This is a genomic window from Streptomyces sp. NPDC052052 (assembly GCF_040680455.1).
Classification (GTDB): Bacteria; Actinomycetota; Actinomycetes; order Streptomycetales; family Streptomycetaceae; genus Streptomyces.
Genome location: NZ_JBFAWU010000024.1, coordinates 76958 through 88342, shown reverse-complemented (window position 1 = coordinate 88342; position 11385 = coordinate 76958). Strand labels below are relative to the sequence as shown.

Genomic DNA, 11385 nt, shown 5'->3' with positions numbered 1-11385 from the left:
CAGGGGGTGGCGGAGGACGAACGGACGCGAGGTGGCGGGGAATGGCGGTCGGCCCCGTGACGTTGCTCCTCCGTGCGGCGACGCACCTCCCGGTCTTCTCCGTGTGACGGAAGAGACCGGGGTGACGGAAGAGACCGGGACGACCGACGGGTCCGACAGGACCGACGAGACAGAACCGACGAGACAGAGGAGCGCGAAGACATGACGGGCACTGTGACGATGTACAGCACCACGTGGTGCGGCTACTGCCGTCGGCTCAAGAGCCAGATGGACCGCGAAGGCATCGCGTACAACGAGATCAACATCGAGCAGGACCCGGAGTCCGCGGCCTTCGTCGAGAAGGCCAACGGCGGCAACCAGACCGTTCCCACCGTCCTGGTCGTCGGCTCCACGGGGGTCGAGGCCGTCATGACGAACCCGTCCCTGGCCCAGGTGAAGCAGGCGCTCGCCGCCTGATCCACGGCTCACCCAACGCGTACAGGAACGCCCCTTGTACGAGGGTGCGTTCCTGTACGCGTTCGTGCTCGTACGCGTGGGCGGGCGCTGCGCCGGATCCCGCACCGCATGTCTCCCGGGCGCCATGGTTCCGGATGTGTCCCGGGCGCCGCACCGCGCCCCCCGTGCGGGGACGTCGCCGCGCCACGCCCCGCACGGGACGGTGTGTCAACCGACGGTGCCCGGCCTCGGGAGCGGCTTGCCGTACCAGAGCTCGATCAGGCGGGCCGCGATCGAGATGCCGAACGGGGGCATGACCTCGCCCGACTCGAACGCCGCCGTCAGCTCCTCGCGGGAGAACCAGCGGGCCTCCTCGATCTCCTCGCCGTCCACATGGATCTCCGGCGATGTCGCGCGTGCCATGAAGCCGAGCATCAGGCTCGACGGGAACGGCCAGGGCTGGCTGGCGACGTACTCGACCTCGCCGACCGTGACGCCTGCTTCCTCGAACACCTCGCGGACCACGGACTGCTCGATGGACTCCCCCGGCTCGACGAATCCGGCCAGCGTGGAGAAGCGGCCCTCGGGCCAGTGCACCTGGCGGCCCAGCAGGGCGCGGTCCTGGTCGTCCGTCACCAGCATGATGACCGCGGGGTCGGTACGCGGGTAGTGCTCGGCTCCGCAGGCGGGGCAGCGGCGGATGTGGCCGGCCGCGGCGATGACCGTGCGCTCGCCGCAGCGCGAGCAGTAGCGGTGCAGACGCTGCCAGTTCTCCAGGGCCACCGCGTGCACCATGAGGCCCGCGTCGCGGGGGCCGAGCAGCAGCCCGGCCTCGCGCAGCCCGGCGGGACGGGCCGGCTGGTCCATCCGGCCCGGCAGCGAGTCCTTCTGGAGCGCGAAGTAGCTGACGCCGTCCTCGTCGGTGCCGAGGAAGTAGCGGTGGGTCTCGGTGACCGGGGCCTCGAAGGCCGGGGTCATGACGATCTCCGTACCGCCGTCGGCCGTGTCGTCGATCAGCACCTGCCCGCCGGAGACGACGAACACGCGGGTGGTCGGGTGGCTCCACGCGGCGGACAACCATGGCTCGTCGAGGCGGTGGTGCGCCGCGCGGTCGATGCCGCTGGGCGCGGTGAGGCCGATGGGCCGGTCTGCGGTGGCGTTGTCGAAGGTGCTCACAGGTGCTTCCTACTCCCCCGGGGCGGTCGGGTGTTCAGAGGATTCAGCGGAGGGCGGCGGCCAGTTCGCCCCAGAGGTGTGCGGATGTCTCCACGCCCTTGAGCAGGAGGTCGAGTTCGACCTTCTCGTTGGGGGCGTGCCAGCCGTCGGACGGTACGGAGATGCCCAGGAAGAGGACGGGTGCGCCGAGCACGTCCTGCAGGTCTGCGGCGGGTCCGGAGCCTCCCTCGCGGGTGAAGAGGATCTTCCGGCCGAAGGCCCGTCCCATGGCGCGCGTCACGGCCTGCAGAGCGGGGTGGTCCAGCGGGGTCAGACAGGGGCGGGTGGCGGGAGAGAAGGCGATCCGGTACCGGACACCGGCGGGGACCTGCGTCTCGACCCAGTTCCGGACGGCCTGCTGGACATGGTCGGGATCCTGGCCCGCGACCAGTCGGAAGCTGATCTTCACCAGGGCGGAGGACGGGATGATCGTCTTGCTTCCGGCGCCCTGGTAGCCGCCCCCGATGCCGTTGACCTCGGCGGTGGGACGGGCCCAGACGCGTTCCAGCGTGGAGTAGCCGGCCTCGCCGGACGCCGCTCGCGACTTGGCGGTACGGAGCCAGGTGGCCTCGTCGAAGGGCAGCTCGGCGAAGAGCCGGCGCTCGGTGTCGGTGAGGTCCGTGACGCCGTCGTAGAAGCCGGGGATCGCGACCCGGCCGTCCGCGTCGTGCAGCGCGGCGACGAGCCGGGCGAGGGCGGTCGCCGGGTTGGGGACCGCGCCGCCGAAGGAACCGGAGTGGATGTCCTGCTCGGGGCCGTACAGCTCGATCTCGCATTCGGCGAGGCCGCGCATGCCCGTGCAGACCGTGGGGGTCGTCTCGTCCCACATGCCGGTGTCGGAGACGATCACGGCGTCGGTGGTGAGCCGGGCGCACCGCTCCTCGACCAGGGCGCGGAAGTGCGGCGATCCGGACTCCTCCTCACCCTCGATCAGCAGCTTGAGGTTGACGGCGGGGGCGGTGCGGCCGGTGGCGGCGAGGTGGGCCCGGACTCCGAGGGTGTGGAAGAACACCTGTCCCTTGTCGTCGGCGGCGCCCCGGCCGTACATGCGGCCGTCGCGGATCACCGGCTCGAACGGGTCGGTGTCCCAGCCGTCCTCGCGGGCGGCGGGCTGCACGTCATGGTGTCCGTAGACGAGGACGGTCGGAGCGTCCGGGTCGTGGGACGGCCACTCGGCGAAGACCGCGGGAGCGCCGGGGGTCTCCCAGATCTCGGTGACCGGGAAGCCGGTCTCCCCGAGCTTGGCGGACAGCCACTCGGCGCTGCGCCGTACGTCCCCGTCGTGCTCCGGCTGGGCGGATACGGACGGGATGCGCAGCCACGCGGCGAGGTCGTCGAGGAAGGCTGTGCGGTGCTGTTCGGTGTACGTACGGACGACGCTGTCCGGGGTCTCGCTCATGCTCCTGAGCCTATCCGCCCATGGGAGGTGGCTCGTCCAGCAGAAGTCGTTCCAGCTCCTCCCGGCCCGGGAGGCGGGTGGGACGGACGGTCTCCCCGCTGCGTACGTACAGGAACGTGGCGGTGACATCGGCGAGCGGCACGTCGTGCAGTTCGGCCCAGGCCAGGCGGTAGACGGCGAGCTGCAAGGGGTCGGCGGTACGGGCGCGGGTGGTCTTCCAGTCGACGATCTCGTACGTGTCCCCGGTGCGGTACACCGCGTCGATACGGCCCCTGATCACGCGGCCGGCCAGGGTGATCTGGATCGGTGTCTCCACCCGGTACGGGGTGCGCCGGGCGTACGGGGTGCGCTCGAAGGCTTCCTTGAGTGCGGCGAGATCGCGCTCGTCCTCGATCTCGGCATCGCTCTCGTCGCCGCCGGGCAGCTCGTCGGGTCCGAGCATGGGCAGCGGCAGCTCTTCGAAGCGGGACTCCACCCAGGCGTGGAAACGGGTGCCCCGTCGGGCCGCGGGCTGCGGGGGCCGCGGCATGGGACGGGCCAGCTCCTGGGCGAAGCCGTCGGGGTCCTCGGCGAGACGGAGCAGCTGGGTGGCGGAGAGGGCGGCGGGCACGAGGACGTCGCGCACGGTGGCGCGGGCGCGGCGCAGCTCGCCGGTGAGGGCGTCGAGGTCCCGGTCCCAGGAGGCGAGGGTGCGGGACTCCTCGGGGGTGAGCCGCGCAGGCACCCGCTCGGGGACGCGGGCCGCCGGGACGTGCGGGGCCGGGGCGTCGTCCGGGAAAGGGGCCTCTTCGGGGAAGGGGGCGTCCTCCGGGAAGGGCCCGTCCTCGGGGAAGGGGGCCTCGTCCAGGAAGGGGTCGTCCTCGGGGAACAGTTCCTCGTCCAGGAACGGCTCGTCGTCCGCGAAGGCCCCGTCGTCGAAGGAGGGACCGTCCGTCGGGAAGGAGGGACCGTCCGGCGGAGTCGACTGCCCCGTCGCGTACACGTCCGCTGCCGGACCCGCCGCGGCCAGGGCCTCCAGGTGGGCCAGCACCGTGTCCGCGGCGGCCCGGCGGCGGGCGAGCGCGGTGTCGTCCAGCGGCAGCGGCCAGGCGTGACCTGCCGCGGCCTCGGCGAGGGCCGGGTTCTCCTCGTCCTCAGCCGGCTCGTCCGCCCATGCCTCGATCTCGCCGTGCCCGGCCACGCAGTGCTCGTGGAGGGCGTGCAGGAAGGCGGACGGGCCGCGCGGCTTCTTCTGGCTCGGGCCCCACCAGTGGCCCGAGCCGAGCAGCAGGGTGCGGGGCCGGGTGAAGGTGACGTAGCCGAGGCGGAGCTCCTCGGTGTGCTGGTGCTCCTTCATCTCCTCCTTGAAGCCCTTGAGCCCCTTGGCGTCGTAGGAGTGGAGGACGGGCAGCGTGTCCGTGTCGCCGCGCAGGGCGTGCGGAAGGACCTGGGGCTGGGAGGTCCAGGCGTCACGGGACTGGCTGCTGGGGAACTGGCCGGCGACCAGGCCGGGCACCGCGACGACGTCCCACTCCAGGCCCTTGGACTTGTGGGCGGTCAGCACCTTGACGGTGTTCTCGCCGCCGGGCAGGGCATTGTCCAGGCCCTTCTCGTACTGGACGGCGGTGCGCAGGAAGCCCAGGAAGGCGAGGAGGGTGGCCTCACCGTCGGCGGCGGCGAAGCGGGCCGCGACGTCGAGGAAGTTGGCGAGGGTCTCACGGCGGCGGGCGGCCAGGGCCTGGGGCGAGGCCGAGAGCTCGACCTCCAGACCGGTGGTGGCGAGGACCCGGTGCAGCACGTCCATCAGCGGGTCGGCGAGCGAGCGGCGCAGTTCGCGCAGTTCGGCGGCGAGGCGGGCGAAGCGGATGCGTGCCTCGGTGGAGAACGGAAGGCGGTCGTCCTGTTCGCCGCCGGAATCGAGGAAGGTGTCCAGGGCGTCGGCGAGGGAGATCACCTCGGCCGGGTCGGTGCCTTCGACGGCCTCGGCGAGCCGGCGGTCGGGGTCGGACTCCCCGTCGTCGCCGTGGGCTGCGCGGTGCACGAGGAGGCGGGCACGGCGGCCGAGCAGAGCCAGGTCACGGGGTCCGATCCGCCAGCGGGGGCCGGTGAGGAGCCGGACCAGAGAGGCGTTGGCACCCGGGTCCTGGAGGACTTCGCAGACGGCGACGAGATCGGCGACCTCGGGCAGGTGCAGCAGTCCGGAGAGACCGACGACCTCGACCGGGATGTCGCGGGCGACCAGCGCGGCCTGGATCTCGGGGAAGTCACCGGCGGTACGGCACAGCACGGCGATCTCGCCCGGTGCCCTGCCGGTGCGTACGAGGTGGGCGATCGAGTCCGCGAGCCAGTCGATCTCCTCGGTGTGGGTGCGCAGCAGGGCGCAGCGGACGAGGCCGTCGCGTTCGGCGCCGGGGGCGGGGCGCAGGGCCTCGACGCCCTCGTGCATGGCGCGCAGGGGTGCGGCGAGGCCGTTGGCGAGATGGAGGAGGCGGCCGCCGCTGCGGCGGTTCTCGCTGAGGGAGTAGCGGGCGGCCGGGGTGCCGTCGGCGTGCGGGAAGTGGCTCGGGAAGTCGTCAAGGTTGGCGACGGAGGCGCCGCGCCAGCCGTAGATGGCCTGGCAGGGGTCTCCGACCGCGGTGACCGCGTGCCCGGAGGCGGCGCCGTCGGGGCCGTTGCCGAAGAGGGCGGAGAGCAGGAGGCGCTGGGCGACGGAGGTGTCCTGGTACTCGTCGAGCAGGACGACCCGGTACTCCTCGCGCAGGATCGCACCGACCTCGGGGCGGGTGAGGGCGAGCTCGGCGGAGAGCGCGATCTGGTCGCCGAAGTCGAGGAGGTCGCGGCTCCGCTTCGCCTCCCGGTAGCGCCGGGTCAGCTGGAGCAGCTCGCGGCGGGCCTCGGCGGTCCCGGGGATCTTGCGGAGTTCGGCATTGCTGAGCTTGACGGTCTCCAGCGTTCGGAGCAGCTCGGTGTCGTACGCCGCGAGCTGCTCGGGACGTACGAGATGTTCGGCGAGCTCGGCGTCGAGCGCCAGCAGATCGCTGACGAGGGTGGGGAACGACCTGGTCAGGGCGGGATAGGGGCCGGGGGCCTCGCGCAGGACACGGGCGGCGAGCTGGTAGCGGGTGGCGTCGGCGAGGAGGCGGGTGGCGGGTTCGAGCCCTATCCGCAGCCCGTGCTCCGTGAGGAGCCGGCCGGCGAAGGCGTGGTACGTGGAGATGACGGGTTCGCCCGGGGGGTTGTCCGGGTCGATGGTGTCCGGGTCGGTGACCCCGGCGGCGATCAGGGCCTTGCGGACGCGCTCGGCGAGCTCGCCCGCCGCCTTGTTGGTGAAGGTGAGCCCCAGGACCTGCTCGGGCGCGACCTGACCGGTCCCGACCAGCCACACCACCCGGGCCGCCATCACCGTGGTCTTCCCCGAACCGGCTCCTGCGACGATCACCTGCGGGGCGGGCGGCGCGATGATGCACGCCGTCTGCTCCGGGGTGAAGGGGATGCCGAGGAGCTCCTTGAGCTGCTCGGGATCGGTGATACGCGGGGACACTCCACAGAGGCTAACCGGAGGCACCGACAACCCGAGAAACCGTGGAAGTACGCCCGACCCGGCCCTCACCGGACCCCGCCCCGCCTCCGGCCCTCGCGGAACCACGCCCCGTGGGCCCAGGACATGCCTCCCGTCGGCACCCGCGCCGATGCGGGCAGGCCCGAACGAACCAGATACACCAGATGAACCGGATGAACCGGACGATCCGAACCGGAGTGGCGCGGGGGCATCCTCACGGCGGCCGAAGGGGGTGCCGAATATCCCTGCCCCAGTGGCGCGCATGGCGCGAGAGACCGTCTAGATTGACTGCTTGTCGCATCAACAGCCTTACGAGGAAGGCCATATGAGCGCCAACGCCCCCGCCCCTGACGCCGCCGAGCTCAGGAAGCGCATCGACACGACGAAGGCGCACCCCGCACGGGTATACGACGTCTTCCTCGGCGGCAAGGACAACTACCCGGCCGACCGCGAGGCTGCGGCCATGGCCCTGGCAGCCAGTCCGCGCGGGTACCTCACCGTGCGGCACAACCGGGACTTCATGCGGCGGGCCGTGACGCTCGCCACGAAGGACGGCATCCGGCAGTTCCTGGACATCGGCACCGGGCTGCCGACCCAGCAGAACGTGCACCAGATCGCCCAGGCGATCGCCCCCGACGCACGGGTGGTGTACGTCGACAACGACCCGGTCGTCCTCGTCCACGCACGGGCCCTGCTCACCAGCAGCCCCGAGGGTCGCACCGACTACATCGAGGCGGACCTGCGCGACCCGGCCAAGATCCTCGAAGCCGCCCGCCGCACCCTCGACCTCGACCAGCCGGTCGCCCTCGTCCTCGCCGCCGTCCTCCACTTCATCGAGGACAACGAGGCCTATCCCATTGTCGAGCAGCTCCTCGGCGCGCTGGCGCCCGGCAGCGTTCTCGTCCTGAGCAACGTGAGTTCCGACCTCAACCCCGAGCAGGTCGGCCAGGTGACGAAGGCGTTCAAGGAGCGCGGTTTCGCCATGGTCCGGCGCTCGCACGCGCAGGTGGAGCGTTTCGTGACGGACAACGGCCTGGAGATGCTCGACCCGGGTGTCGTCCCGGTGCACCGCTGGCGTCCCGAGCGGGTCGTCGATCTTCCCGAGGCCCAGGACCCGGATCCGGAGTTCGTGGCGGGGCTGGACGAGCTGGACCGCACGCGGTACCAGCGAATCAACGATGTCACCGACGCGGACGTCAGCGTGTACGGAGTGATGGCGCGCAAACCCTGACGCGGAACCCGCGGGCCGGCTCACTCCACGACGGGCCCGGCTCACTCCACGACATGCCGTCCCTCCGGCTGCGCACTGCACGAGGCCCTGAAGGTGCAGTGGGTGCAGTGCTGGCCGGTCGTGGGGGTGAACCGTTCGTCCAGGACCCGGCCCGCAGCCGTCGCCAGGAGATCGGAGACCCACCCGGTCTCCGGCGGCTCCTGCGCCTGCACCTTGGGGACGGCGTCGCCGCCCTCCTTCCTGGGGGCGGGCTGACGAAGCTGTACGAGTTCGGCACCCCCCGACTCCGGGCGGGTGCCGTCGAAGACCTCGTCGACCGCTCCTTCCCTGACGGCGAGCTGATACACGGCGAGCTGGGGGTGGCGGGCGACCTCGTCCTTCGTCGGGGACTGCTTGCCGGTCTTGAAATCGACGACATAGGCCCGGCCCTCGGCGTCGCGTTCGACGCGGTCCATCGAACCGCGGATGCGCACCTGGTACTCCCCCGCCTCCAGCGTCACGTCGAAGTCGTGCTCGCTGGCGGCCGGGGTGCGGCCGGTGCGGTCCATGACGTGCCAGTGCAGGAAGCGTTCGAGGGCGATGCGCGCCTGCTGCTTCTCCTGCCGGGACTTCCAGGGGGCATCGAAGACCAGCCCGTCCCAGACCGAGTCGAGCCGTTCCATGAGGACGGCCAGATCGGCGGGCGTGCGGCCGGAGGCGACCTCGTCGGCCAGGACGTGGACGACGTTGCCGAAGCCCTGGGCCGCGGTCGCCGGGGAGTCCGCCTTCACCTCGCGGCCCAGGAACCACTGGAGGGCGCAGGTGTTCGCAAGCTGGTCGAGGGCGCTGCCGGAGAGGGTGACGGGCTGGTCCCGGTCGCGCAGCGGGACGGCCGAGCGGGTCGGCTCGTACAGGCCCCACCACCGGTAGGGGTGGGCCGAGGGCACGAGCGGCCGGCCCTCGTCGTCGGTGAGGGAGGCCAGTCGGGCGAGGCGGTGGGCGGCCTCCTCGCGCAGGGCTTCGGAGGCATCGGGGTCGACGGTGGTGGCGCGGAGTTCGGCGACGAGCGCGGCGACGGCGAGCGGGCGGCGGGGCCGTCCGGTGACATCGCGCGGTTCGACGCCGAGTTCGGCGAGAAAGCGCGAGGGCTGGTCCCCGTCGTCGGCGGGCGCCTTGACCGCGGTGACGACCAGGCGTTCGCGGGCACGGGTCGCGGCCACGTAGAAGAGCCGGCGCTCCTCCGCGAGGAGCGCGCCGGGGGGGAGTGGTTCGGCCAGGCCGTCGCGGCCGATCCGGTCCGCTTCGAGCAGCGAACCGCGGCGGCGCAGGTCCGGCCAGAGCCCCTCCTGGACGCCCGCGACGACGACGAGGCGCCACTCCAGGCCCTTGGACCGGTGCGCGGTCATCAGCCGTACGGCGTCGGGGCGCGCCGCCCGCCTGGAGAGGGTGTCGGCGGCGATGTCCTGGGCGTCGACCTCCTCCAGGAAGTTGAGCGCGCCGCGCCCGCCGGTGCGCTCCTCGGCGCGGGCCGCGGTCTCGAAGAGCGCGCAGACCGCGTCGAGGTCGCGATCGGCGTTGCGGCCGCCCGCACCGCCGCGCAGCGCGGCCCGCTCCAGCCGTCCCGGCCAGGGGGTGCCTGCCCAGAGCTCCCAGAGGGCCTCCTCCGCGGTACCGCCGCCTTCGAGGAGCTCACGCGCCTTGCGCAGGAGCGCGCCGAGGCGCTGGGCTCCGCGGGCGTACGCCGGATCGTGCGTGACGAGCCGTTCGGGTTCGGCGAGCGCCCGTGCCAGCAGGACGTCGGAGGGCGGCGGTACGTGATTCCCGGCGGCCCGCTCCTCGTCGCGCAGGGCCCGGCCCAGCCGTCGCAGGTCGGCGGCGTCCATGGAACCGAGCGGAGAGGCGAGGAGCGCGAGGGCGGTCTCCGTGTCGAGCCAGGAGGACGCCGGGGAGGCGGTCGGTTCGCCTTCGCCGGTGGGCCCGGCGGGTTCCCGACCGGGCGGAACGGAAGCCTCCGGGGCAGCGGCCTCCGCGACGGAAACCTCCGACGCCACCGGGACCACCGCCTCCGCACCCGGGCGCAGGGCCGCCGCGGCGACCGCGCGCAGGGCCGTCAGGAGCGGGGCCACCGCCGGTTCGTGGCGCAGCGGGAGGTCGTCGCCGTCCACCTCCAGCGGGACGCCCGCCGTGGTCAGTGCCCTGCGCAGGGAGGGGATCGTGCGGCCGCCGGCCCGTACCAGCACCGCCATCTCGTTCCACGGGACGCCGTCCTCCAGATGCGCCCGCCGCAGCAGGTCGGCGACGTTGTCGAGCTCGGCGGAAGCGGTCGGGTAGGTGTACGCCTCGACGCCGCCGCCCTCGCGGACCGCGACGAGTTCCCGGTGGGCGCGGACCTTCGCCGAGGGCAGCCGGGTCAGCGGCATCCGGCGGGTGAGCAGCCGGGTCGCGGCCAGCAGCTCTCCGCCGGAGCGGCGCGAGGTGGTGAGGACCGCGACGGGGGCCGGGGCGCCGTCCGCCCGCCGGAACATCTCCGGGAAGTCCAGGATGCCGTTCACATCGGCCCCCCGGAACGCGTAGATCGACTGGTCGGGGTCGCCGAAGGCGATCAGGTCCCGCCCGCCCCCGGCACCCGGGGCGCTCCCGCGGTTGCCGGCCAGCGCACGCAGCAACCGCACCTGCGCCGGGTCCGTGTCCTGGTACTCGTCCACGAACACCGCGTCGTACTGTCCGGCCAGCACCGCCGACACCTCGGGGCGCTCGGTGAGCAGCACGGCCCGGTGCACCAGTTCCGCGTAGTCCAGCACCCCCTGCGCGTCCAGCACGTCCAGGTACTCGGCGAGGAACCCGGCTGCGGCGTCCCAGTCCGGCCGGCCGGTGCGGCGGGCGAAGGCGGCCAGGGCGTCCGGGCCGAGGCCCAGCTCACGGCTGCGGGCGAGGACCGCCCGTACCTCGTCGGCGAAGCCACGCGTGGTCAGGCAGGCCCGCAGCTCGTCGGGCCAGCGGATGTGGGCGAGGCCGTCCCGCTCCAGTTCGAGCTGGCCGGCGAGGAGATCGCGGACGGTGACGTCCTGCTCCGGGCCGGAGAGCAGCCGCATCGGTTCGGCGAACAGGTCGGCGTCCTGATGGGCACGGACCAGTGCGTAGCAGAAGGAGTGGAAGGTGGTGGCCTGCGGCCCCCGGGCGGCGCCCAGCCGGGCGGCCATCCGGTCGCGCAGTTCCACGGCGGCCTTGCGGCTGAAGGTGAGCACCAGGATGCGGGCCGGGTCGCCGCCGCGTGCGACCCGTGCGGCGACCGCCTCGACGAGCGTGGTCGTCTTGCCCGTGCCGGGTCCGGCGAGCACCAGGAGCGGGCCACCGGGGTGATCAACCACGGCGCGTTGCGCCGCGTCCAGGTCAGGGGAGGCCACGGCGCCCGGCGGAGTGCGCACCAGTCGGTACGCGCCCGCGGTCCGCTGCCGTGCCTGACGGTGCGGACTGTTCCGGGTGAAGGAGGAACTCACGTGGATCGCCGGTCCTGGTGGGTGTACGGGTGATGAGGGTGCGGAGCATGCCGCGAACTGTCGACGCTACGCCAGCAAAGGCGCGATACGG

General features: G+C 72.8%; 6 protein-coding genes. 2 read left to right on the top strand and 4 right to left on the bottom strand.

The genetic code is table 11. From position 1 onward, the window contains the following. The first annotated feature begins 201 nt into the window (after positions 1 to 201). Entirely contained in the window at positions 202 to 456 is a 255-nt protein-coding gene (locus AB0L71_RS26060; RefSeq protein ID WP_365247347.1) for a mycoredoxin, read from the top strand. A gap of 207 nt (positions 457 to 663) precedes the next feature. Here AB0L71_RS26060 and nudC read toward each other — a convergent pair whose 3' ends face one another. Genes nudC through AB0L71_RS26045 form a run of 3 tightly spaced genes read right to left on the bottom strand, consistent with a single transcriptional unit; the run spans position 664 to position 6569 of the window. After that, entirely contained in the window at positions 664 to 1611 is a 948-nt protein-coding gene (gene nudC, locus AB0L71_RS26055) for an NAD(+) diphosphatase (protein WP_365247345.1), read from the bottom strand. 43 nt (positions 1612 to 1654) lie between these two features. Next, positions 1655 to 3049 (bottom strand): dipeptidase, encoded by a 1395-nt coding sequence (locus AB0L71_RS26050; protein WP_365247343.1) that lies wholly within the window; start codon positions 3047 to 3049, stop codon positions 1655 to 1657. 10 nt (positions 3050 to 3059) lie between these two features. Continuing rightward, positions 3060 to 6569 carry a UvrD-helicase domain-containing protein gene (locus tag AB0L71_RS26045; protein WP_365247341.1) on the bottom strand — a complete coding sequence of 1170 codons (3510 nt, stop codon included), beginning with the start codon at positions 6567 to 6569 and terminating at the stop codon, positions 3060 to 3062. A gap of 343 nt (positions 6570 to 6912) precedes the next feature. Here AB0L71_RS26045 and AB0L71_RS26040 point away from each other — a divergent pair, with 343 nt between their 5' ends. Beyond that, a complete protein-coding gene (locus tag AB0L71_RS26040) occupies positions 6913 to 7818 on the top strand; it encodes an SAM-dependent methyltransferase (protein WP_365247339.1) in 906 nt (301 codons plus the stop codon). Positions 7819 to 7859: 41 nt separating this feature from the next. On the opposite strand, the gene AB0L71_RS26035 is transcribed toward AB0L71_RS26040, so the two are convergent. Continuing rightward, positions 7860 to 11294: an ATP-dependent DNA helicase gene (locus AB0L71_RS26035; RefSeq protein ID WP_365247337.1), complete on the bottom strand. Its 3435-nt coding sequence runs from the start codon at positions 11292 to 11294 to the stop codon at positions 7860 to 7862. Between the last annotated feature and the right edge of the window lie 91 nt (positions 11295 to 11385).